General features: G+C 64.2%; 22 protein-coding genes, 1 tRNA gene and 1 pseudogene. 21 read left to right on the top strand and 3 right to left on the bottom strand.

The window, feature by feature from the left end; genetic code table 11:
- Positions 1–35: 35 nt before the first annotated feature.
- Entirely contained in the window at positions 36–365 is a 330-nt protein-coding gene (locus SPH52_RS14510) for a GrlR family regulatory protein (protein WP_411795746.1), read from the top strand.
- A gap of 78 nt (positions 366–443) precedes the next feature.
- Here the strand turns inward: SPH52_RS14510 and SPH52_RS14505 are convergent, their stop codons facing one another.
- Complete coding sequence (locus SPH52_RS14505; protein ID WP_411795745.1) at positions 444–1,415, bottom strand: toll/interleukin-1 receptor domain-containing protein; 972 nt, start codon at positions 1,413–1,415, stop codon at positions 444–446.
- 238 nt (positions 1,416–1,653) lie between these two features.
- Between SPH52_RS14505 and SPH52_RS14500 the strand changes: the two genes are divergently transcribed.
- Positions 1,654–2,280, top strand: coding sequence for a recombinase family protein (locus SPH52_RS14500; RefSeq protein ID WP_411795744.1), 627 nt, complete (start codon positions 1,654–1,656; stop codon positions 2,278–2,280).
- 1,174 nt (positions 2,281–3,454) lie between these two features.
- On the opposite strand, the gene SPH52_RS14495 is transcribed toward SPH52_RS14500, so the two are convergent.
- Positions 3,455–3,541: transfer RNA gene (locus SPH52_RS14495), tRNA-Leu, on the bottom strand.
- Positions 3,542–3,677: 136 nt separating this feature from the next.
- On the opposite strand from SPH52_RS14495, the gene queA reads away from it, so the two are divergent.
- The 5 genes from queA (at position 3,678) to secF (ending at position 9,300) form a co-directional block, all read left to right on the top strand.
- Complete coding sequence (gene queA, locus SPH52_RS14490; protein WP_411795743.1) at positions 3,678–4,727, top strand: tRNA preQ1(34) S-adenosylmethionine ribosyltransferase-isomerase QueA; 1,050 nt, start codon at positions 3,678–3,680, stop codon at positions 4,725–4,727.
- 77 nt (positions 4,728–4,804) lie between these two features.
- Entirely contained in the window at positions 4,805–5,923 is a 1,119-nt protein-coding gene (tgt, locus tag SPH52_RS14485; protein WP_411796060.1) for a tRNA guanosine(34) transglycosylase Tgt, read from the top strand.
- Between the two features lie 94 nt (positions 5,924–6,017).
- Positions 6,018–6,347: a preprotein translocase subunit YajC gene (gene yajC / locus SPH52_RS14480; protein ID WP_411795742.1), complete on the top strand. Its 330-nt coding sequence runs from the start codon at positions 6,018–6,020 to the stop codon at positions 6,345–6,347.
- Between the two features lie 153 nt (positions 6,348–6,500).
- Positions 6,501–8,351, top strand: coding sequence for a protein translocase subunit SecD (secD, locus tag SPH52_RS14475; protein WP_411795741.1), 1,851 nt, complete (start codon positions 6,501–6,503; stop codon positions 8,349–8,351).
- A gap of 22 nt (positions 8,352–8,373) precedes the next feature.
- Positions 8,374–9,300 (top strand): protein translocase subunit SecF, encoded by a 927-nt coding sequence (gene secF / locus SPH52_RS14470; protein ID WP_411795740.1) that lies wholly within the window; start codon positions 8,374–8,376, stop codon positions 9,298–9,300.
- 104 nt (positions 9,301–9,404) lie between these two features.
- Here the strand turns inward: secF and SPH52_RS14465 are convergent, their stop codons facing one another.
- A complete protein-coding gene (locus tag SPH52_RS14465) occupies positions 9,405–10,199 on the bottom strand; it encodes an inositol monophosphatase family protein (protein ID WP_411795739.1) in 795 nt (264 codons plus the stop codon).
- 205 nt (positions 10,200–10,404) lie between these two features.
- On the opposite strand from SPH52_RS14465, the gene trmJ reads away from it, so the two are divergent.
- From trmJ to der, 14 genes and pseudogenes are all read left to right on the top strand, one after another.
- Positions 10,405–11,208, top strand: coding sequence for a tRNA (cytosine(32)/uridine(32)-2'-O)-methyltransferase TrmJ (gene trmJ, locus SPH52_RS14460; RefSeq protein ID WP_411795738.1), 804 nt, complete (start codon positions 10,405–10,407; stop codon positions 11,206–11,208).
- Positions 11,209–11,323: 115 nt separating this feature from the next.
- Positions 11,324–12,193: pseudogene (gene cysE, locus SPH52_RS14455) on the top strand (serine O-acetyltransferase); the annotation flags it as partial.
- Between the two features lie 129 nt (positions 12,194–12,322).
- Entirely contained in the window at positions 12,323–12,793 is a 471-nt protein-coding gene (iscR, locus tag SPH52_RS14450) for a Fe-S cluster assembly transcriptional regulator IscR (RefSeq protein ID WP_411795737.1), read from the top strand.
- Between the two features lie 40 nt (positions 12,794–12,833).
- A complete protein-coding gene (locus tag SPH52_RS14445) occupies positions 12,834–13,982 on the top strand; it encodes an aminotransferase class V-fold PLP-dependent enzyme (RefSeq protein WP_411795736.1) in 1,149 nt (382 codons plus the stop codon).
- Positions 13,983–14,018: 36 nt separating this feature from the next.
- The gene (locus SPH52_RS14440) at positions 14,019–14,345 is read left to right on the top strand and encodes a HesB/IscA family protein (protein ID WP_411795735.1); all 327 of its coding nucleotides are present in this window, start codon (positions 14,019–14,021) and stop codon (positions 14,343–14,345) included.
- Positions 14,346–14,590: 245 nt separating this feature from the next.
- The gene (gene ndk / locus SPH52_RS14435; RefSeq protein WP_197566509.1) at positions 14,591–15,016 is read left to right on the top strand and encodes a nucleoside-diphosphate kinase; all 426 of its coding nucleotides are present in this window, start codon (positions 14,591–14,593) and stop codon (positions 15,014–15,016) included.
- A 77-nt stretch (positions 15,017–15,093) separates the two neighbouring features.
- Positions 15,094–16,215 (top strand): 23S rRNA (adenine(2503)-C(2))-methyltransferase RlmN, encoded by a 1,122-nt coding sequence (gene rlmN, locus SPH52_RS14430; protein ID WP_411795734.1) that lies wholly within the window; start codon positions 15,094–15,096, stop codon positions 16,213–16,215.
- A gap of 133 nt (positions 16,216–16,348) precedes the next feature.
- On the top strand, positions 16,349–17,071 hold the full coding sequence (gene pilW, locus SPH52_RS14425) for a type IV pilus biogenesis/stability protein PilW (RefSeq protein WP_411795733.1): 723 nt from the start codon (positions 16,349–16,351) through the stop codon (positions 17,069–17,071).
- Between the two features lie 30 nt (positions 17,072–17,101).
- Positions 17,102–18,079 (top strand): RodZ domain-containing protein, encoded by a 978-nt coding sequence (locus SPH52_RS14420; RefSeq protein ID WP_411795732.1) that lies wholly within the window; start codon positions 17,102–17,104, stop codon positions 18,077–18,079.
- A 5-nt stretch (positions 18,080–18,084) separates the two neighbouring features.
- Complete coding sequence (gene ispG, locus SPH52_RS14415) at positions 18,085–19,200, top strand: flavodoxin-dependent (E)-4-hydroxy-3-methylbut-2-enyl-diphosphate synthase (protein ID WP_411795731.1); 1,116 nt, start codon at positions 18,085–18,087, stop codon at positions 19,198–19,200.
- Between the two features lie 28 nt (positions 19,201–19,228).
- Positions 19,229–20,551, top strand: a complete 1,323-nt coding sequence (gene hisS, locus SPH52_RS14410; protein ID WP_411795730.1) for a histidine--tRNA ligase — start codon at positions 19,229–19,231, stop codon at positions 20,549–20,551.
- Positions 20,552–20,586: 35 nt separating this feature from the next.
- Positions 20,587–21,231: a YfgM family protein gene (locus SPH52_RS14405; RefSeq protein WP_411795729.1), complete on the top strand. Its 645-nt coding sequence runs from the start codon at positions 20,587–20,589 to the stop codon at positions 21,229–21,231.
- The gene (gene bamB / locus SPH52_RS14400) at positions 21,228–22,412 is read left to right on the top strand and encodes an outer membrane protein assembly factor BamB (protein ID WP_411795728.1); all 1,185 of its coding nucleotides are present in this window, start codon (positions 21,228–21,230) and stop codon (positions 22,410–22,412) included. Before SPH52_RS14405 ends, bamB begins: the two co-directional genes overlap by 4 nt.
- Complete coding sequence (der, locus tag SPH52_RS14395; RefSeq protein ID WP_411795727.1) at positions 22,409–23,812, top strand: ribosome biogenesis GTPase Der; 1,404 nt, start codon at positions 22,409–22,411, stop codon at positions 23,810–23,812. The genes bamB and der overlap by 4 nt, the downstream gene beginning before the upstream one ends.
- Positions 23,813–23,831: the final 19 nt, after the last annotated feature.

The raw sequence follows: 23,831 nt of genomic DNA, 5'->3' as shown, positions 1-23,831 counted from the left end.
TTCTTGTAATGCAACCCACAGTTAGGAGAAGTTACATGATCGACGGACTATACGTTGTTCACTTTAGGTCAGCTACTGACGAGGGCTCAGGCGTGGTGGTGATCACCGACGGAGCAGTAAACGGTGGTGATTACGCCTACGTATACCAAGGTCGTCTCCAAGATGACGGGCAAGGCGTGAGCGCCACCCTGGAGGTAACGAGGTTCAACCCAGGTGCTCAATCGATCTTCGGGCCAGCAGATCAGTTCGAGCTAGAGGTGAGCGGGCCTGCTACTGACAAAAGCTTTGATTTGACCGGCCACGTCAAGGGGAGCCCCAGCCACAAGATCGATGTCAGCGGGCGCTACTTCAAGCCGCTGATCTAAAGGCTGCCACAAAGCATCCCACAGCGGCACAAGGATGTGCTCCAACTGCCTCACGCCCCGCTCGCCGCCACCTGGGAACTATCTATGCTGTAGAGGCTCAATGAGAATTTCCCAGTAAAGCTCAGCGGCACCTTGCGGGGACAGCTTTTCCTCTCTATCCCCGGCAAACCTGCCCATGTGGGCCATACCCAAACTCCTCAAATACAGCATTTGGTCATCCGCGTGGACAGAGAGCAGCTCATTGTAACTGCTGCTCTGATCTGTTGTTCCTTGAGCAAAGGCGATACCGTCACCAAGCCCACCAAGGAAGACGGTACAGCTTCGGATGGTTTTACCATCACGATAAACAGTCGCGGTAAAGCGGTTTGCATCGACACGTCGAAAGGAGCCATCCACATCAGGGTTACGATTGGCTAGTTCCTCAAGGGAGTTTTCGAAAAACTTCGCTAGATACTCGAACGTCTCGTGCCTGAAGGCATCCTTATCCCGGTCGGAGAAGCGCTTGGCCACTCGCAAATTGCTCGATCTAACAGGGTCCGAGCTGGGCAGACTTCCGCTTTCTGATACACGGCGGGACTCCTGCCGCCTAACGACACTCCCCTTAGGCTGCCCGGCTATGCGTTGCACCGCTTCGCGCACAGCCCGCACGACTTCTAGCATTGCTTGGTCCCGATCCGCCCACTGCATCACGGGCTTGCCGTCTGTCGGAGTAGCCATTAGCTTGCCAAAGGGGGCGCTGTGCCAGTCGCATGCACGCAAGATGACGGGTATCACAACAGCCTCGCCCGCATCGTGACGCTCTATCGCCCGGAGCATCTCAGTCTCGTAACAATAATCTGAAGCAAGAAAATCCGAACTGACCAGGAGCAGAATTACATCGTCATTTTCCACATGCTGGCTGATCTCACCGTGAAGCTCTTGGCCTGCGCCTATCCGCCGATCATGCCATGTCTCGATTACACCTTGCCGCCTCAGAATGGACAGTTGCTTTTCTAGCTGGTCTCGCAGCTCTTCGTCTGCATGTGAGTAGGAGAAGAATACGCTTGTCACTGGCAGCCCGCCTATCTAGTCCGAGTCAGGCCCAACATACCTTACCTACTGCTTGTCTCCCAGATCCGCACCATATCGGCGAGTTAGACGACAGGGAGCGTACCGACATGAGTATACCTGGACGAGCACGGCTCTGAATGCGCCAAATCTGTACCCATAAATCCCTCTTTACAACCCAAACGGTTACATCCATATTGAGCACACCCTAACGGTTACACCAGCATTCGGAAGCGCAACCATGACAAACCAGACATTCATCAGGGCATACCTCAGGGCGTCCAGTGAGGACCAGAATGCCAGCCGCGCCAAGAAGGCCCTAACGAGCTTCGCTAAGGAGCGCGGGCGGAAGGTAGCAGCGTGGTACGTGGAGAATGCCAGCGGGGCTAGTACAGATCGCTCTGAGCTGATGAGGTTGATTGATGACGCCGAGCCGGGCGATGTGCTGCTGATCGAGCAAGTGGACCGCCTGACCCGCTTGAACAAGGGCGATTGGGAACACCTCAAGGGGGCGATACAGACCGCTGGCATACGCATAGTATCCTTGGACTTGCCCACCAGCCATGCAGCCATGACCGTTAGCGCCAGCGACGATTTCACAGGCCGCATGCTGGACGCTGTGAACTCGATGCTTATGGACATGCTGGCCGCAGTAGCCCGCAAAGACTACGACGACAGGCGCCGGAGGCAGGCGGAGGGTATCCAGCAGGCCAAGGAACGAGGCCAATACAAGGGCCGCCCATCGGACCAGAAGCTGCACCAGCGCATCAGAGAGCTTCGGGGCCAAGGCCTCAGCGTTCGCAAAACGGCGGACATCTTGGGTTGCAGCCCTAGCACCGTGCAGCGGGCCATCAAGGCAGCTCAGTGAATCGGATACCGCTCACCAGCCCCGCTACGGCCCGCACTGACATAGGGCTACCTTGGTAGCCCACACTGCATGAAGCCTCTGAAAAGCGCTCTTGGGCTCAATGGCGGCCATCCAAGCGGCCCACCTCCGCCGTCTCCGTCATCGCCACTGCTGGGGTGGTATGACAGCACCGAGGCACAAGGCATGTATCCCTTATATCCTGTAAGCCCCCGGCTGCCTTGGATTGCTTGGGATGTCCTGGACTGCCTGGACGCGATAGCTACCCGTTTCTTTCTATTCTTCCTCCTAACGGAGTGTCCCGGACTTTCTGGACTTCGAATGCTTTGCTCTCTTCTATAGTGGGCTTTTTGTACTAACCTATTGATTCCTCTTCAACTCCCGCCTACGGCGGTTGCGGGCCAGAGGCCCGCCAAGGTGAGGAAATAAGGGTATTGGTGGGCTAGCCGCCCTTGCCCTCGCACCTCACCGGAGGGCCTGGCTCGCTGCTGCCGCGGCGGCAAGCACGGCCACGCACAGCCACCCTCTTCTCCACCTTCTCGGAACGCTTCTGGCCACTGCCTGCCTGCTCGTAAACGCCTGGCAGACAGGGGCAAGGCTCTCACCAAGGCTCGGGCCAGACGGAGCTGTCCAGTACAACCGGACGTTATTTCCCGCCCTCATATGTAAGGTACGGCATGGCCGAGAGTACCGAGACCCTACGGCGGAAACTGGCCTAAGCGGCAAGGCTACAAGGCTAGCACCTAACCTCTCCTTGCCGCTGCACAGGCCGGACCCGAGTGGCCAGGATCTGCCGGGCTTCGAGCTGCCAGAAGGGGGCCGGAGGCATGCGGCGCAGCACCCAGCATGGGGACGGGAGCAGCGCGGAACGCGCCAGATACCCGCACAGAACTACTCGGCATATTTTGCATAACGGATATGCCCTAGGAGCGCCGGGAAGCGTGAAGATGCCTGCACCGATACGTGGTTAGGGTATGCTGAGAAAACGGCATGAAGGGTCGTGAGGGGCGCGAGAATCGAGGCTGCAGCCTGCCTGCCCTAATGGAGAGCGTTATGCTGGCAGGAACACTTCTCAGGGTACAAGTGTCACGCCATGTGTCACTAAGGCGTGGATAGCAGCAGGGCCACAAGGCCCGCCTTCCGAAGGAAAGTCATCACAATACAAAGAGCTATAGGATGGTACCGGCGGTCGGACTCGAACCGACAAGGGCTTGCACCCGGCGGATTTTGAATCCGCTGCGTCTACCAATTCCGCCACGCCGGCAGCGCCGAGCATTATACGTGGCCGGTGCGGCAGGTCAATCGCCAGACCTGACGCGAAGGGCAATTTTCGGTATCCTTGCCGGCTGTTTGCGGCTGCCCGGCAGTCGCCCGTTTCGATCTTTTCGTGGACCCACTGCATGCAGCGCGCCGACTTCCATTACGAGCTTCCCGAGGAGCTGATCGCCCGCTATCCGTCCGAACGGCGCAGCGACTGCCGCCTGCTGTGTGTGAACGGCGAGAGCGGCGAGCTTGCCCACCGCCGCTTCACCGACCTGCTGGAACTGCTCGAACCCGGCGACCTGCTGGTGTTCAACGACACCCGGGTGATTCCGGCGCGGCTGCACGGCCACAAGGCCAGCGGCGGCAAGATAGAGATGTTGCTGGAACGTCCGTTGGACGCCCATCGAGGTCTTGCCCACATCCGTTCCAGCAAGTCGCCCAAGCCGGGTACCGAACTGATTTTCGAGGGCGATGTACGCGCCGTCGTGGAGGGCCGCCGCGAGGCGTTGTTCGAGTTGCGTTTTCTCGGCGAGACGCCGCTGATCGAGCTGCTCGAACGCCACGGCCACATGCCGCTGCCGCCTTATATCGACCGAGCCGACGAACTCGCCGACCGCGACCGCTACCAGACCGTCTATGCCCGTCGTGATGGCGCCGTGGCCGCTCCCACCGCCGGGCTGCATTTCGACGAGCCGCTGCTGGAACGCCTGGCGGCGAAGGGAATCGAAAGTGCCTTCGCCACCCTGCACGTGGGTGCCGGCACTTTCCAGCCGGTGCGCGCCGACGATATCCGCGAGCACCAGATGCACAGCGAGTGGATCGAGGTGAGCCAAGCGGCCTGCGACAAGGTGCGCGCGGCCAAGGCCGCAGGGCGTCGCGTTGTCGCCGTAGGCACCACCAGCGTGCGCTGCCTCGAGAGCGCCTGCATGAAGAGTGCCAGCGGAGAGATCGCGCCCTACAGCGGCGAGACCGACATTTACATCTACCCCGGCTACGAGTGGCGCTGCGTGGATGCCCTGATCACCAACTTCCACCTGCCCGAGTCGACCCTGCTGATGCTGGTTTCCTCGTTCGCCGGGTACGAGACGATCATGGCGGCCTATCGCGAAGCCGTGGCCGCGCGCTACGCCTTCTTCAGCTACGGCGATGCCATGTTCTTGACCCGTACGAGTTACCGATCCGCATAAGTTACTGGCCCGCAAGGCATCCCGCCCTTCGCGACGCCTTGCAGAAAGAAGAGATTTTCATGCGAAACGAAAGCTTCATGTCCTTCGAGCGGCTGGCCAGCGACGGCCGGGCGCGACGCGGCCGCCTCACCTTCCCCCGCGGCACGGTGGAGACGCCGGCCTTCATGCCGGTGGGCACCTACGGCACGGTCAAGGGCATGACGCCCAAATCGGTGGAAGAGATCGGCGCCGAGATCATTCTCGGCAACACCTTCCACCTGTGGCTGCGCCCGGGTACCGAAGTGATCGAGGCCCACGGCGACCTGCACGACTTCGCCCAGTGGCACAAACCGATCCTTACCGATTCCGGCGGCTTCCAGGTCTTCTCGCTGGGCGAGATGCGCAAGATCACCGAAGAGGGCGTGCACTTCCGCTCGCCGGTGGACGGCGCCAAGGTGTTCATGGGCCCAGAGGAGTCGATGGCAGTGCAGCGCTCGCTGGGTTCCGACGTGGTGATGATCTTCGACGAGTGCACGCCCTACCCGGCCACCGAGAAGGAAGCCGAGCTCTCCATGGAGCGCTCGCTGCGCTGGGCCAAGCGCTCACGCGATGCCCACGGCAGCTCGCCCTCGGCACTGTTCGGCATCATTCAGGGCGGCATGTATCCGGAGCTGCGTCACCGCTCGCTGGAGGGGTTGCTGGAGATCGGCTTCGATGGCCTGGCCATCGGCGGTCTTTCCGTGGGTGAACCCAAGAACGAGATGATCGGGGTACTGAACTATCTGCCCCAGTGGATGCCTGAGGAGTACCCGCGCTACCTGATGGGTGTGGGCAAGCCGGAAGACCTGGTGGAAGGCGTGCGCCGCGGCGTCGACATGTTCGACTGCGTGATGCCTACCCGCAACGCCCGCAACGGCCACCTGTTCACCGCCGAGGGCACGATCAAGATCCGCAACGCCAAGCATCGCCACGATACACGCCCGCTGGAAGAGGACTGCGACTGCTACACCTGCCAGAACTTCTCCCGGGGCTATCTGCACCATCTGGACCGCTGCGGCGAAATGCTCGGCTCGATGCTCAATACCATCCACAACTTGCGCTATTATCAGCGCCTGATGGCCGGTTTGCGCGGTGCCATCGAAGCGGGTACATTGGCTGACTTCGTGGAAGGCTACTATGCGCAGCGGGGGCTGCCGGTACCTGACGCACCAGAATGAATGACCGGCCGGTGATGTCGGGTAGATGACCGTGCCGGCCGGCAGCAACACTCTCACTCGCGGCTTAACTTACCTTTCAGGAGATACGCTTCTCATGCTGGACTTCTTCATCTCCCCGGCCATGGCCCAGGACGCCGGTGGTGCCGGTGGCGGCATCGCCCAGATCGTCATGCTGGTCGGCTTCGTGCTGATCTTCTATTTCCTGCTGTGGCGCCCCCAAGCCAAGCGTGCCAAGCAGCACCGCGAACTGGTCGGCGGCCTGTCAAAAGGCGACGAGGTAGTGATCGGTGGCGGCCTGGTGGGTCGCATCACCAAGGTGAGCGACGAGTTCATCACCCTGGAAATCTCCGACAATACCGAAGTCAACGTACAGAAGAGTGCCGTGGCCAACGTGTTGCCCAAGGGCACCATCAAGTCCATCTGACGCAATGCTCCTCGCCCTTGCCGATGGCTCTTCCTTGAGCCGGGTGACGGCGAGGGTCGCATGGCGGCCGGAGCCCTTCTCCATTCGTGGATTGGGGCTCCCGGCCGCGCTGCCGTCCTGTAGCCTTCTTTACGCAACCTAGGCAGGGCTCCCATGCTCAACCGTTACCCCTTGTGGAAGTATCTGCTGATACTCATCGTGCTGCTCGTCGGCCTGGTCTACTCGCTGCCCAACCTCTATCCCGAGGATCCGGCGGTGCAGATCAGCAGCGTTCAGGGCGACACGACCCTCGACGATGCGCAGCTCGAGCGCGTCCAGCAGTCCCTTCAAGATGCCGGCATCGGCATCAAGGCCGTGGAGCGTGAAGAAGCCCGCGTGCTGATTCGCCTCGACGACGCCGACCACCAGTTGCGTACCCGCGACCTGGTGGCTGAGCAGCTCGGCAACGACTTCGTGGTGGCGCTCAACCTGGCGGAATCCACCCCCACCTGGCTGCAGAGCCTGGCCGCCTCGCCCATGACCCTGGGCCTGGACCTGCGCGGTGGCGTGCACTTCCTGCTCGAAGTGGACATGGACGCAGCGGTGACCCAGCGCCTCGAAGTCAACGCCAGTGCCATGCGCGAACAGCTGCGCAGCGAGCGCATCCGCTACCGTGGTACCGATATCGACGGCCGCGCGCTGACCATCACCTTTGCCAGCGACGAGGACCGAGATACCGCTCGCCGCTTGATCAGCCGTGAGTTCCGCGACTTCGACTACGCCAACGAGGAGGAAGGCCGCGCCTCGCTGCTGGTAATGACGCTGACCGACCAGGCGGTGGCCGAGATCCAGGACTACGCCATCAACCAGAACCTCACCACCCTGCGCAACCGGGTGGACGAGCTGGGCGTGGCGGAGCCGCTGGTGCAGCGCCAGGGGCCGGATCGTATCGTGGTCGAGCTACCCGGCGTGCAGGATACCGTGGCCGCCAAGCGCGTGGTGGGTGCCACCGCCAACCTCGAGTTCCGCCTGGAGGCGCGTCCGGACACGCCGGACGTCGAGACCGAGAGCTTCGCCTTCCGCAACAACCCCAATCGCACCGCCGACCTGATGCGCGACGTCATCATCACCGGCGACAGCGTATCCAGCGCTAGCCGCAGTTTCGACGAGAACGGTCGCCCACAGGTCAACATCAACCTGGACGGCACCGGCGGCACGCTGATGAACCGCGCCACCCGCACCAACATCGGCCGCAACATGGCGGTGCTCTTCATCGAGCACAAGACCCGCGACCGGGTGGTGATGGAGGATGGCGAGGAAGTCACGGTTCGCGAGCCCTATACCGAGCGCGGCCTGATCAGCCTGGCCACCATCCAGAGTGCACTGGGTAACAGCTTCCGCATCACCGGGCTCGACTCGCCCACCGAAGCGGCGGAACTGGCCCTGCTGCTGCGCTCCGGCTCGCTGGCGGCACCGATCTACTTCGTTCAGGAGCGCACCATCGGCCCGAGCCTCGGCGCCGAGAACATCAAGCGCGGCGTGATGTCGGTGCAGATCGGCCTGCTGCTCGTCGTGCTGTTCATGCTGATCCGCTACAAGGTGTTCGGCATCTTCGCCAACGTGGCCCTGGCGCTGAACCTGACCCTGCTGATCGCGGCGATGTCATTGCTCGGCGCCACCCTGACACTGCCTGGCATCGCCGGCATCGTGCTGACCCTGGGCATGGCGGTAGACGCCAACGTTCTGATTTTCGAGCGAATACGCGAGGAGCTGCGGGGAGGACTGTCGATTCAGCAGGCGATCCATGCAGGTTACGAACGCGCCTTCAGCTCGATCGTCGATGCCAACATCACCACCCTGCTGGTGGCGGTCATCCTGTTCTCGATCGGCACCGGCCCGGTCAAGGGCTTCGCCGTGACCCTGTCGCTGGGGATCATCACCTCGCTGTTCACCGCACTCTTGGTGACCCGAGCGATGGTGAACCTCGTCTACGGCGGCAAACCGGTCAAGAAGCTCTGGATCTAAGGCTCACCAACTTGAGGTGGTTATGAAGACCCTCGTCAACCGACAGTTCGACTTCATGGGCAAGCGCCGGATCGCCTTCGCGATCTCGGCGCTGATGATCCTGGTGTCGATCGCCTCGCTGCTGTTCCAGCAGCTCAACCTGGGGCTCGACTTCACCGGCGGCACGCTGGTCGAGGTGCGCTACGCCGTGGCGCCTTCGCTGGATGCGGTTCGCCAGACACTGGAAGCTGCCGAGTTCCGCGACGTTTCGGTGCAGACCTTCGGCGCCTCCACCGAGGTACTGATCCGCCTGCAGCAAGCTTTCGACCCGGAAGTGGGCGACCGGGTGATCGCCCTGCTTCGCGCCGAAGGCGATGCCGTGGAGCTGGTACGTGCCGAATTCGTCGGCGCCCAGGTCGGCGAGCAGCTGCGCGACCAGAGCGGCCTGGGGCTGCTGGTGGCCTTGGGCGTGGTAATGCTCTACGTCGCCTTCCGCTTCCAGTACAAGTTCGCCATCGGCGCGCTGCTGGCGTTGATGCACGACGTGATCATCGTGGTCGGCGTGTTCTCGCTGTTCCAGCTCGACTTCGATCTCACCGTGCTGGCCGCACTGCTGGCGGTGATCGGCTATTCGCTCAACGACACCATCGTCGTCTATGACCGTATTCGCGAGACGATCCGAACCTCGCGGATCGACGACATGCCAGCGATCTTCAACGAAGCGATCAACCTCACCCTGTCACGCACACTGGCGACGTCCGGCACCACCCTGCTGGTGCTGATGGCCCTGCTGCTGCTGGGCGGCGACATGATCCACTACTTCTCCATCGCGCTGATCCTGGGCGTGGTCGTGGGTACCTTCTCCTCCATCTACGTGGCAGCGGCCCTGCTGCTGGCCGTGAAGCTGGAGCGCAAGGACCTGATCCCGCCGAAGAAGGAGGAGCACGAGGAAGAGGAGCAGTTGCCTTGAGGTCTACCGCGCTCTAAAGCCTTTCCCACCATTCTGGGCGCGCAACGCAAACCGCCCCCGCAGCAGCGCTGCGGGGGCGGTTTCGTTGCGGGCTGAATCGATGCTTAGAAATGCGGCTTGAGCTGCTGCACCAACGCCTTGTACAGGCGCGGGCCGGCGGCCATCAGCTGGCTTTCCGCCTCGATGCTGGGCTGGCCGTCGGGCGTGCCCATCAGCGCACCGGCTTCCTTGAGCAACAGGGATCCAACCAGACGGTCCTGCTCCTCCAGCCCCAGCACGAAGGCAGCGTCGACGCGGCCGGCAGCCAGTTCGGCCATGTCGAGCAGGCCACTGCCGGTAGCCAGCTGGGCCTCGACCTGAGGACCGAGCTGCTGGATCAGGGTCAGATAGGCCGGCAGGTGGCGCGAGCGCTGCCCGCTCTCGGGCAGGCTCATGGCCACCCGCGCGCCGAGGATGACGCTGGACTTGGGCACACGGATACGCTTGCCGTTGTGCTGGGCACCACGGCCGCGGCTGGTCAGGTATTCGTCGTCGCTGAAGGGGCAGATCACCACCGCATGCTCCGGGCGTCCCTTCACCAGGCACACCACCGACAGGGCAAAGCCGCTGCCGGCCACGCCCAGGCTGGAATAGCCATGGAAGGGCTCGATGCGCCATTCGATGTCCCGCCCTTCGCCTTCACCGGCACGGTAGGGCGTGAAACGGCCAACGACCCCATGCTGGGGGTAGCCGCGGTTTAGCTGACGAACGATCAGCGTTTCGGCATTGCGGGCGGTATCCTCGAGCAGTCGCTCGAGACTATGTTCCTCGTGAGCGTTCTCGATGCGCTCACGAATGCGCAGGAACTGTTCAGCGGCGCTGCGCGTGGCGCGCAGGGCAAATTGGACCATCGGATGCATGATCGGGCCTTGGAGCGTCGGTGATGTTAAAGAACAGGCTAGTTCGAACGCGTAGCTCGAGTCGAACGCGGCGTACGGGGTCGAACGCGTGGCGCGCATCCTAGCAGAATCGCTTGGCATCCGCCATTGCCCTTGGCGAGCATGGTAGACTTATCCCTTTCCTGATTACCCGTACTTATCACGCCAACGGCAGAGGCAGTCCTGCATGCTCGACCGTATTCGCATCGTGCTGATCGGCACCAGCCATCCCGGCAACATCGGCGCCGTTGCCCGCGCCATGCACAACATGGGACTCGCCGACCTTGCTCTGGTGGCACCGCGCTGCGAGCCGCTGACCAGCGAGAGCATCTCGCGGGCCTCCGGGGCCGACCATATCGTGCACGATGCCCGCCTTGTCGAGACCCTCGAGGAAGCCGTCGCCGACTGCACCCTGGCAGTGGGTGCCAGCGCCCGCTCACGTACCCTGCCCTGGCCGATGATCACGCCAAGAGCCCTGGGCGAGCGCCTGCCGAGTGAGCTCGTCGCCCCGGAAGCGCGGGTAGCGCTGGTGTTCGGTCGCGAGGACAGCGGGCTCTCCAATGCCGAGCTGCAGCGCTGCCATGCCCACGTGCACATCCCCACCAACCCGGACTTCAGCTCGCTCAACCTGGCCGCCGCCGTGCAGGTACTGGCCTACGAGTGTCGCCTGTCGTGGCTCGAAGCCGGCAGCGGTGCGCAAGAGCAGGAAGAGGAGCCGCACCAGCCGCTGGCAAGCCACGAGGAGCTGGAACACTACTTCGCTCATCTGGAGCGCGCCCTGATCTCTATCGGCTTTCACGATCCGGCGCAGCCGCGCCAGCTGATGGCCCGGCTGCGGCGCTTCACCCTGCGCGCCCGCCCCGAACGCATGGAGCTCAATATTCTGCGTGGCATGCTGACAGCCACGGAGAAGTGCGCGGCGGGCAACACGGATGCCTCCGCCAAGACCAGCGCAAGCCAGGCCGGGGAGTGTCGCAACGGAGAGACCTAGGACGGCCGCCATGGCTCGCACGCGAAGCACCTTGAACGCTGCCCGGCGCGCCCCCATATGAGGGTCATTCACCCACTCCCGCCGCCCAGGCCGCTTCACCGCCACCAAGGACCGCTGCATGTTTCAACGACTGCGCGAGGACATCAATAGCGTATTTGCCCGCGACCCGGCGGCACGCAATTTCCTGGAAGTGCTGACCAACTATCCGGGGCTGCATGCGCTGCTGCTGCATCGCCTCGCCCATTGGCTGTGGAAAAAGCATCTCAAGTGGCTGGCCCGCACCTTGTCGACCTTCTCGCGCTGGCTCACCGGCATCGAGATCCATCCTGGGGCGAAGATCGGCCGACGCTTCTTCATCGACCATGGCATGGGCGTCGTGATCGGCGAGACCGCCGAGGTCGGCGACGATGTCACTCTCTACCAGGGCGTCACCCTGGGCGGCACCAGCTGGCACAAGGGCAAGCGCCACCCGACGCTCGAGGATGGCGTCATCGTCGGCGCCGGCGCCAAGATCCTGGGCCCCTTCAGCGTCGGCGCCGGCGCCAAGGTCGGCTCCAACGCCGTGGTGACCAAGGAGGTGCCCGCCGGCGCCACGGTGGTCGGCATCCCGGGCAAGATCGTCAAGCGCGCCGACCCGGATACCACCGAGGTACTGGAGATCGACCCCGAACGCCGCGAGGCGATGCGACGCAAGTTCGGTTTCGACGCCTACGGCGTGAGCGAGGACATGCCCGATCCGGTGGCACGTTCGATCCAGGCCATGCTCGATCACATGCACGCCGTGGATGAGCGCATCGAGCGCATGTGCGGCACCCTGCGCAAGCTCGACGCCAGCTATCGCGAGGGCAAACTGCCCGCATTGCGCGACGAGGACTTCGCCGACATGCTCTCCGACGTCGATGGCTGCTGCGGCCCAACCGTCGACAACGGCTCCGGGCATGATCCAGATCAAGGCGGCCAAGACACGCCGCGGGGGAATGGTTGACCTTCGCACTCGGGCATTACCATAATGGCGCATTGATTCACGGCTCGCTGCCTGCGGCGAGCGCTCGCTGACCTTCCGCCCCCTCCACGGGGCTGAGGCACGCTTTCCGATGCGCCTGAAGAGCCCGCCATGCGTTTGACTACCAAGGGACGCTACGCCGTCACCGCCATGCTTGATCTGGCCCTGAACGCGGACAAGGGGGCCATTTGCCTAGCCGATATCTCGCGTCGCCAGGAGATATCCCTGCCCTACCTCGAGCAGCTCTTCGCCCGCCTGCGTCGCGCCGGGCTGGTCAACAGCGTTCGCGGCCCGGGGGGTGGCTACCTGTTGGCGCTACCCGCTGCCGAGATATCGGTGTCACGAGTCATCGACGCGGTGGACGAATCGGTCGACGCCACCCGCTGCCAGGGGCTGTCGGATTGCCAGCAGGGCGACACCTGCCTGACCCACCATCTGTGGTGCGACCTCTCCGAGCAGATCCGCGGCTTCCTCGACGGCATCACCCTCGGCCAGCTGGTCGAGCATGGCGACGTGCGCCGCATCGCTGCCCGCCAGCGCAGTCGCCACTCAGACAACACCATCCTGACCTCCTCGCCCTGAACACCCCGGCAGAGGAACAGACCGGAGATTCCGTGAGCCCATGAGCGCCCTCGTCTATCTCGACTACGCCGCCACTACCCCGGTCGACCCCAGGGTCGCTGGCGTAATGCAGCGCTACCTCACGATGGATGGCACCTATGCCAACCCCGCCTCGCGCAGCCACATGCTCGGCTGGCAGGCCGAGCAGGCGGTCGAGAGCGCGCGCCGCCAGGTAGCCGACCTGATCGGTGCCGACCCGCGCGAGATCGTCTGGACCAGCGGCGCCACCGAGGCCGACAACCTGGCACTGATCGGCTTCATGCGCGCCAATCGCGAACGCGGCCGGCATCTTGTCACCTCGATCATCGAGCACAAGGCGGTGGTGGATACCGCCACGGCGCTGGAGAAGGAGGGCTTCGATGTCACCTGGCTGACACCTGGCGCCAACGGCCTCATCACGCCCGAGCAGTTGCGCGAGGCCATGCGTCCCGACACCATCCTGGTATCGCTGATGGCGGTGAACAACGAGCTGGGCTGCATGCACGATCTGGCCGCCCTTGCCGAGGTGGCGCATGCCGGCGAGGCGGCTTTTCATGTCGATGCCGCACAGGGCGTAGGACGCATCGATCTCGACGTAGGTCGCCTGGGCATCGACCTGATGTCGCTGTCGGGTCACAAGGCCTATGGCCCCAAGGGCATCGGCGCACTGTTCGTCCGGCGCAGCCCGGACCTGCGCATCGAGCCGTTGATACACGGCGGCGGCCACGAGCGCGGCATGCGCTCCGGCACCCTGGCCACTCACCAGATCGTCGGCATGGGTGAAGCCTTCAGCCTGGCTGGCGCCGAAGGTGAAGCCAACCAGGCGCGCATCCTGGCACTACGGAACCGTCTGCTCGACGGGTTGTCCGACCTGGATGGCATTCACTGCAACACCGCCATCGAGGTGGCGGTGCCCAACATTCTCAATCTGGCGTTCGAGGGCGTAGACGGCGAGTCGCTGCTGATGGCGCTGCGCAGCATCGCCCTGTCGACCGGGTCGGCATGCAACTCGGCCAGCGTCGAGCCATCCTATGTATTGAAGGGTATTGGCGTGCCGCGCTCGCTGGCCCTGGCTTCGCTGCGTTTCAGTTTCGGCCGCTTCACCACCGAAGCCGATATCGACGCGGCGCTCGGGGCTCTGCATCATGCCCTTCCGGGCCTGCGACGCTGACCGTCGCCAAGCCACTTTTCGCTGCAGGAGAACGACATGGCGCATCTATCGATTACCACCAACGCCGCCGAGCAGATCCAGCGGGTGCTCGAGGAGCGCGGCCACGGCCTGGGCCTGCGGGTCTCGGTCAAGCCCAGCGGATGCTCCGGCTACAGCTACGTGCTCGACTTCGCCGATGAAGCCGCGAACGACGATGCGGTGTTCGAAGAGCACGGCGCTACCGTCTTCGTCGCCCCGGAGGCCCTGGAAATGCTCGACGGCAGTGAAGTCGACTACGTCTCGGAGGGGCTCAATCGCTTCTTCCGCTTCAACAATCCCAACGTGAAGGATCAGTGCGGGTGCGGCGAGAGCTTCACCGTTTGAAGCAACCCTCCACTTGGGCGACCCTTCTCTCCGGGACGACGATTGTTCAACGCCCTCCGGCAGCGGTATACTCTGCGCCCATTATCGTTTGCGCAGCCCCGTCGCCCTGCCGATAGGTTCGAGGCCGGTGACATCGAGCGCATCAGGTACCCCGTAGCGCCGCGCCATGCTGACTCCCAGAGAGATCCGGTATGACGCGGCGCTATCACCATTCGACCATCAGCCCACCATCAACGGAGAGCCTCATGGCAACCGAACGTACCCTGTCCATCATCAAGCCCGATGCAGTCGCCAAGAATGCCATTGGCGAGATCATCTCCCGCTTCGAGAAGGCCGGCCTCAAGGTCGTTGCCGCCAAGATGCTGCACCTGTCCGAAGAGCAGGCCGGCGGCTTCTATGCCGAGCACAAGGAGCGCCCCTTCTTCAAGGATCTGGTGGGCTTCATGACTTCCGGCCCGGTGGTCGTCCAGGTACTCGAAGGCGATGACGCCATTGCCAAGAACCGCGACCTGATGGGTGCCACCAACCCCAAGGAAGCCGCGCCGGGCACCATCCGTGCCGACTTTGCCGAGACCATCGACGCCAACGCCGTGCACGGCTCCGACTCGCCGGCTTCCGCCGAGCGTGAAGTGGCTTATTTCTTCAACAGCGACGAAATCTGCCCGCGCTGAGCCACTTCCGGCCAGCCGAGCATTTCGCGGGGGCGCTCCAGCCCCCGCTCTCGTCCCGCCCCGACCTACGTGATGCCATGACCACCACCGCCCAACGTACCAACCTGCTCGGCATGACTCGCGAGGAGATGGAAAACTTCTTCCTCTCCATCGGCGAGAAGAAGTTCCGCGCCGCCCAGGTGATGAAGTGGATTCATCACGAGGGCTGCGACGACTTCGAGTCCATGACCAACCTCTCCAAGGCGCTGCGCCAGCGGCTCGCCGAGGTGGCCGAGATTCGCGGCCCCGGCGTGGTCTATGAGGGCACGTCAAGCGATGGTACTCGCAAGTGGGTACTTGAGGTGGAGGACGGCAGCTACGTGGAGACGGTGCTGATCCCCGCCGACGGCGGCAAGCGCCGCACCCTGTGCGTTTCGTCCCAGGTGGGCTGCTCGCTCGACTGCAGCTTCTGCTCCACCGGCAAGCAGGGCTTCCAGCGCAACCTCACCGCCGCCGAGATCATCGGCCAGGTGTGGGTCGCCCAACGCAGCGTGGGCCCGCGCAAGGATACCGCCAACCGTCCGGTCACCAACGTGGTGATGATGGGCATGGGCGAACCCTTGATGAACTACGACAACGTCGTGCCGGCGATGAAGCTGATGCTCGACGACAACGGCTATGGACTATCCAAGCGTCGTGTCACGCTTTCCACCTCCGGGGTGGTGCCGATGCTCGACAAGCTCGGCGACGAACTCGACGTGAGCCTGGCCGTCTCGCTGCATGCCGCTACCGACGAGCTGCGCAGCGAGTTGGTACCGCTCAATCGCAAGTACAACATCCGCACCCTGCTGGACGCCTGCCACCGCTATCTGGCCAAGTGCGACGATACACGCATGGTCACCATCGAGTACACGGTGATAAAGGACGTCAACGACCAGGAGGAGCACGCCCGACAGCTCGCCGAGCTGCTGCGCGAGCTGCCGTGCAAGATCAACCTGATCCCGTTCAACCCGTTCCCCCACTCGGGCTACGAGAAGCCATCGCGCAACCAGGTGGTGCGCTTTCAGCAGTGGCTCTACGAGCTGGGTTACACGGCGCCGATCCGTAGCACCCGCGGCGATGACATCGATGCCGCCTGCGGCCAACTGGTGGGGCGCGTGAAGGACCGTACGCGGCGCCACGAGCGCTATATCCGCTCGATCCAGATCGACGCCGATTGAAGCGGTGTGCTGCCTTGACTTCAACACGTCACGGCGCTTTGATGGACAGGCTTTTTTTACCCCTGGCCAGCGCCGCTCGGGCGCCAGGCACGCAAGTCAACGACAGCCCGACAGGCCCGACCATGAGGATGCCATGACGCGCTCCCCCTATCTGCCAAGCCGACGAATGCCGCTGGTAGCGATGGTGATCGTATCGTTGTGGCTTGCCGGCTGCGCCGGCCAACCCGTTCAGCAGGGCGACGCAGACCCGGCCGAGGCCTTTACCGAGCTGGGCATGGCATACCTGGAGCACAACAATCTGCCGCGCGCCATGGCGGCTCTCAATCGTGCCCTGGAGCGCGCGCCCAACGATCCCGAGGCGCTGCAGGCCATGGCCATCGTCTACCAGCGCCAGGGCGAGCGGCAGCAGGCCGACGAGATGTTCCGACGGGCCATCGATGCGGCTCCCAACAATAGCCGCGCCCGTAACAACTATGCCGTCTTTCTCTATGACAACGGCCAGATACGGCGCGCCTGCGAGCAGCTCGAACTGGCATCCCAGGACACCCGCTATGCCAACCGGGCTCAGCTCTTTGCCAACCTGGGCCAGTGCCAGCGGGACATCGGCGAGATAGACAAGGCACGACATAGCCTGGAGCGTTCTCGCAGCCTCGACCCGCGTAACCCGAGAACCTATTTCACCCTGGCTGAGCTGGAGCTGGAACAGGGCAACCCCGACCGCGCCCGGCAGCAGCTGGAAATATTCGTAGGACTTGCCGGCCTGACGCCGGCCGCACAGGCACTGGCACAGCAGATCACCAGCGCCCCGAACATGACCGTCACCCCCGGATCCGATACCCCGCGTGACGCACCTTGATCAACGACTCTAGACGAAGGATGCTCAGCCATGAGCGACAATCAAGATATCGATGCCGTCGACTTCGCGTCCCCGGCTTCCCCAGGGGAGCTGCTTCGCCGTGAGCGTGAAACGCAAGGACTGTCCCGCGAGGAAGTCGCTACCGCATTGAACCTGCGCCCTGCCGTGGTCATTGGCATGGAGGAGGACAACTACGAGCAGATTCCGGTTGCCACCTATCGCCGCGGCTACCTGCGTGCCTATGCCCGCCTGCTGGGCGTGGACGATCGCCCTGTGCTGCAAGCCTACGCAGACCGCTTCGGCAGCCAGGAGACCGAGCAGCGGGTGACACCGGTACAGATAACCAAACCACCGTCGCGCATTGGCGCCTGGCTGTTCAAGCTGGTCACCCTGCTGGTCATTGCCGGCTTGATCGGCCTGACCCTGGTGTGGTGGCAAAGCCGCGACGGCAACGAGCCCCCTGAAGTCGATGCGACCGGTCCGGTTTCGGTCGAGACCCTGGATGGCACGACGACCATCGAGGAGGAGCCACGCCCCGAGGTCGAGGAGGCACTGCCGCCGGTGCCGCTGGAGGGCGTCGACCCGCTCGGCGACGAGACCACGCCGCCGCCCAGCGAAGTCGACCCCGCCGGAGCCGAGCTGATCACCGGCATGAGCGAGGAGGAGCCGGTCATCGCTGACGAGGCCAGCGTCGAGGCACCTACCGAGCAGCCGATCATCGACGAGCAAGAGCCTGAGCAAGCCGAGGTACCGTCGCCCGCCGACCGTACCATGCTGCAGCTGACCTTCAATGAGCAGTCCTGGACCGAGATCTTCGATGCCAACAATCGGCGCGTTTTCGTCGGCCTTCAGGAACCCGGCACCACGGCAACCGTCGAAGGAGAGCCCCCCTTCCGCCTGACCATCGGCAACGCTACGGGCGTCGAGCTGAGCTGGGCTGGCGAGCGCGTCGACCTGAGCGCCCGCGCCGGGGCCAACAACGTCGCCCGTTTCACCCTGGGAGAGTGATGCCTATGCATTCCCCATCGCCCATCGTTCGCCGCAAGTCGCGCCAGATCCACGTCGGCAAGGTACCGGTCGGTGGCAACGCCCCGATTTCGGTGCAGAGCATGACCAACAGCGACACCCTGGACGTGGCTGCCACCGTCGCCCAGATCGAGCGCCTCGAGGCCGCCGGGGCCGATATCGTGCGTGTCTCGGTGCCGAGCATGGACGCCGCCGAGGCCTTCGGCCGCATCAAGCAGCAGGTCAACGTACCGCTGGTGGCCGACATTCACTTCGACTACAAGATCGCCCTTCGCGTAGCCGAACTCGGCGTCGACTGCCTGCGCATCAACCCCGGCAACATCGGCAAGGAAGATCGCGTGCGCGCCGTGGTCTCTGCCGCTCGCGACAATGGCATCCCGATCCGCATCGGCGTCAATGCCGGTTCGCTGGAGAAGGAACTGCAGCGCAAGTACGGCGAACCCACGCCGGAAGCGCTGGTAGAATCGGCCATGCGCCACATCGACCACCTCGACCGCCTCGATTTCCAGGAGTACAAGGTCAGCGTCAAGGCCAGCGACGTGTTCATGGCCGTGGCCGCCTACCGCCAGTTGGCCAAGCTGATCGAGCAACCGCTGCACCTCGGCATCACCGAGGCCGGCGGGCTGCGCTCGGGGACCGTCAAGTCGTCGATCGGCCTCGGCATGCTGCTGATGGATGGCATCGGCGATACCATTCGCGTATCGCTTGCCGCCGACCCGGTGGAAGAGATCAAGGTCGGCTACGACATGCTCAAGAGCCTGCGCCTACGCAGCAAGGGAATCAACTTCATCGCCTGCCCCAGCTGCTCGCGCCAGAACTTCGACGTGATCGGCACCATGAACGCCCTCGAAGAGCGCCTGGAAGACATCATGACGCCCCTCGACGTCTCGGTGATCGGCTGTGTGGTGAACGGCCCCGGCGAGGCCAAGGAGAGCGACATCGGCCTGACCGGCGGCAGCCCCGCCAATCTCGTCTACATCGACGGCAAGCCCGCATCCAAGCTAGGCAATGAACATCTGGTCGACGATCTCGAGGCCCTGATCCGCGCGAAGGTACGCGAGAAGGAACAGGCCGAACAGAACGTGATCGCCCGCGAGGCCTGAGCGGCCGTCGACCATCAAGGAGTCACCGTTGAGCAAGTCCCCGAGCACTAAAGAGTCCGGCCAGAAGAAGATCCAGGCCATTCGTGGCATGAACGACCTGCTGCCGGGCCAGTCCGCCCTGTGGCAGTACTTCGAAGGTACCGTCCAGGCGCTGACGCGGCGCTACGGCTATGCCGAGATCCGCACGCCCATCGTCGAGCAGACCGCCCTGTTCGCTCGCTCCATCGGCGAGGTCACCGACATCGTCGAGAAGGAGATGTACACCTTCGAGGATCGTAACGGCGACAGCCTGACCCTACGCCCAGAGGGTACGGCGAGCTGCGTGCGTGCCGCCATGGAGCACGGCCTGCTGCACAACCAGACTCAGCGGCTGTGGTACCAGGGCCCGATGTTCCGCCACGAGCGCCCGCAGAAGGGCCGCTACCGCCAGTTCCATCAGGTCGGCGTGGAAGCCTTCGGCCTCGAAGGCCCGGACATCGATGCCGAGGTGATCCTGCTCTCGGCGCGACTGTGGAAGGAGCTAGGGCTCATCGAACACGTCACCCTGGAACTCAACTCGCTGGGTTCCAGCGAGGCCCGCGCAGCCTATCGCGACAAGCTGGTGGCTTTCTTCGAGCAGCATCGCGACCAGCTCGACGAGGACTCCCTGCGCCGCCTCACCAGCAATCCGCTGCGCATTCTCGACTCCAAGAATCCCGACATGGCGCCGATGCTGGCCGACGCGCCCAAGCTGATGGATCACCTCGACGATGCCTCACGCGAGCACTTCGCAGGCCTTACCGCCCTGCTCGAGGCCGCCGGCATCGACTACGTGATCAACCCGCGCCTGGTGCGCGGCCTCGACTACTACGGCCGCACCGTGTTCGAGTGGACCACCAACGCGCTGGGCAGCCAGGGCACGGTGTGCGCCGGCGGCCGCTACGACGGCCTGGTCGAGCAACTCGGTGGCAAACCGACTCCGGCGGTGGGCTTCGCCATGGGCATCGAGCGGCTGATCCTGCTGCTCGAAACCCTGGAGCTGGTACCCGACGCCGCCCTGGACGAGCTGGACCTCTACGTGCTGCCCATGGATGATGTCGCCAACGCCCAGGCCATGCTGCTCGCCGAAAGAATCAGAAGTGAGCTTCCCGCGCTGCGCCTGCAGCTGCACTGCGGCGGCGGCAGCTTCAAGAGCCGCATCAAGAAGGCCGACAGGAGCGGCGCCCGCCTGGCGTTGTTGCTGGGCGAGGACGAACTGGCCCAGGGCCGCGCCACGCTGAAGTTCCTGCGCGAGGAGCGCGATCAACTGAGCCTGTCCCAGGATGCCCTGGCCGAGACCCTTGCCCCCCTGGTGAGCGGCGAGCGCGCCTGACCGAACCGCATTTTGCTGTATAAAGGAGACCGCCCGTGGCGGAGCTGAGAACCGAAGAAGAGCAGCTGGAAGCCATCAAGCGCTGGTGGAAGGAGAACGGCACCGCGCTGATCGCCGGCGTAGCCATCGCCATCGCCGGTGTGGTGGGCTGGAATGCCTGGCAGAACTATCAGGACAACCAGGCGGAAGCGGCCTCGATGCGCTATCAGCACCTGGTCAGCCTGGCCGACGGCGGTGAAGTCGGCGAGGCCCGCAATCTGGTCGGCGAGATCACCGACAATCACGGCCGTACGCTGTATGCCGACCTGGCCCGTCTGATCGACGCCCGTCTCGCCGTGGACGAGGGTGACCTGGGCGAAGCCCGCCGAGTCCTCGAGAGCGTGATCGAATCCAGCGGACGCGCTTACGTACAGGGGCTGGCACGCGTGCGCCTGGCGAGGCTGCAGGTAGCCGAAGGTGACGCAGAAGCCGCGCTCGATACCCTGTCACGTGACGTCCCGGCGGCCCTGGCCGCCCAGCAGGCCGACGTGCGCGGCGATGCCCTGCACGCCCTGGGCCGCAACGACGATGCCCGCCAAGCCTGGCAGGAGGCCCTTGCGGTCGCCGAACAACGCAATCAGCCGATCTACGGCGTCCAGCTCAAGCTCGACGCCCTGGGTGCCGAAGAGGCCACGCTATGAAGACGACACAAACGCGCAAGTCATCCCTGGCTCGCAAGTCCTCCCTGGCCCTGGTGGCTACCCTTGCACTCGGCCTGCTGGCCGGCTGCGCCAACAAGGCGGAACCGCGCTACAGCCCCAAGGAGCTGCAGCGCTTCGACGCCCGCGCCGAGCTCGACACCGATTGGCGCCAGCGGGTCGGCCGGGGCCTGGGACGGGCTACCTATCCCATCGCGCCGTCGCTCGATAACGGCGTGATCTACTCTGCCGACGAGCGCGGCCGGGTCATGGCCATGGACGCCCAGAGCGGCGAGCGCCGCTGGCAGACCGACCTTGAGGTCGGCATTTCCAGCGGCCTGACCGCCATCGCCGGGCAGGTCTATCTCGGCACCCGCAACGGCGAAGTGCTGGCACTGAGCCAGTCCAGCGGTGACGTCAGCTGGCGCGCGCGCGTCTCCAGCGAAGTGCTCGCCCCGCCACAGCCCAACAACGAACTGCTCATCGTGCAGAGCGTCGACGGCACCGTCACGGCGCTTGACCGCCTCACCGGGCGCGAGCGCTGGGTCCACACCACCACCGAACCCGCCCTCACACTGCGCGGCACCGGCACGCCCACGGTCATCGACCCGGTGACCTTCGCCGGCTTTGCCAACGGCCGCCTGGTCACGCTGGACAACCGCAGCGGCCAGCCGCTGTGGGAGCGGCGCATCGCCGTGCCCCGTGGGCGCAGCGAGATCGATCGCATGGTCGACCTGGGTGGCCAGCCGGTGCTGACACCCGACGGCCGGCTATTCGTGACCAGCTACAACGGCCGCCTGGTGGCCCTGGAAGCACCCACTGGCGAAGTCCTGTGGGAGCGCGAGCACTCCAGCTTCCAGACCCCGGTGCTGGTGGGCGACCGCCTGTTCACCGTTACCGAAGCCAGCCACGTGATTGCCTTCGACTCTCGCACCGGCGAAGAGGTATGGCGCAACCGTGACCTGGAGGGCCGCTGGCTGACCTCACCGGCCTTTGCCGACGGCAACCTGGTGCTGGGCGACTTCGAAGGCTACGTGCACCTGCTCGATATCCAGAACGGTCGCTTCACGGCTCGCACCCGGGTCGACAGTTCAGGCATCAGCGTGCGCCCGATCACCGATTTCCGCCGTATCTACGTGCTGGCCAACAGCGGCCGTCTCGAGGCCCTGGAAATCAAACGATGACACCCGTGATCGCCCTGGTCGGCCGTCCCAATGTGGGCAAGTCGACCCTGTTCAACCGCCTGACCCGCAGCCGCGATGCCTTGGTGGCCGACTTTCCCGGGCTCACCCGTGACCGCAAGTACGGCAACGGTCTGCTCGGTGACAAGGCCTACACCGTCATCGATACCGGCGGCATCAGCGGTGACGAGGAGGGCATCGATGCCGCCATGGCCGAGCAGTCGTTGGCGGCCATCGACGAGGCCGACATCGTACTGTTCCTGGTCGACGCCCGGGCCGGCCTGCATGTGGCCGACGAAGCCATCGCCAACCACCTGCGGGTCAACCAGAAGAAGACCTGGCTGGTCGTCAACAAGACCGATGGTCTTGAAGAACACTCGGCCATGGCCGACTTCTGGAAACTGGGGCTGGGCGACCCTCGGCCCATCGCTGCCGCCCACGGACGCAACGTCACCAGCCTGATCGAGGAAGTGCTGGAGCCTTTCCCCGAACGCGACCTGAGCATTCCGGCGGATACCGGCACCAAGGGCATTCGCATCGGTGTCATCGGCCGGCCCAACGTGGGCAAGTCGACGCTGGTCAACCGTCTGCTCGGCGAAGAGCGGGTAGTGGTCTTCGATGAAGCCGGCACCACCCGCGATGCCATCGAGATCCCTTTCGAGCGGCGCGGCAAGCCCTACGTGCTGATCGATACCGCTGGCGTGCGGCGGCGCAAGAATGTCAGCGAGATTGCCGAGAAGTTCTCGATCATCAAGACACTGGAAGCGATCAAGGAGTGCCACGTCGCGATCATGGTGCTCGATGCGCGCAGCGGACTGGTGGAACAGGACCTGCACCTGCTCGACTACGTGCTGACCACCGGCCGCGCCCTGGTACTGGCGGTAAACAAGTGGGACGGCCTGGAGCAGGAAGCCAAGGAGAAGATGCGCGCCGAGATCAAGCGCCGCCTGGGCTTTGCCGACTACGCCGAGCTGCACTTCATCTCGGCCCTGCACGGCACCGCCGTGGGCGATCTCTACCCCTCCATCGAGCGCGCCTTCGCTTCAGCCAACAGCCACTGGTCGACCAACCGGCTCACCACCCTGCTGCAGGACGCCGTCAGCCAGCATCCACCGCCGCTGGTCCACGGTCGCCGGATCAAGCTGCGCATGGCCCATCAGGGCGGCAGCAATCCGCCGATCATCGTGGTGCACGGCAACCAGACCGAAGCCCTGCCCGAAGCCTACAAGCGCTTCCTGACCAACACCTTTCGCAAGGTACTCAAGGTGCGCGGCACGCCGATCCGCTTCGAGTTCCGCTCCGGCAACAACCCGTTCGACCCGCTGGCGGGCGCCAGCGACCGGGAGAAAGCCAAGCAGCGTGAACTGGGGCGCACCCGCGAAGCCCGCAACAAACGCCGCTGACCCTTGTCCAAGTGCCCGG

The organism is Halomonas sp. A29 (assembly GCF_046723295.1).
Classification (GTDB): Bacteria; Pseudomonadota; Gammaproteobacteria; order Pseudomonadales; family Halomonadaceae; genus Halomonas.
The sequence above is the reverse complement of the archived record's forward strand: the minus strand, read 5'-3'. Positions and strand labels throughout refer to the sequence as shown.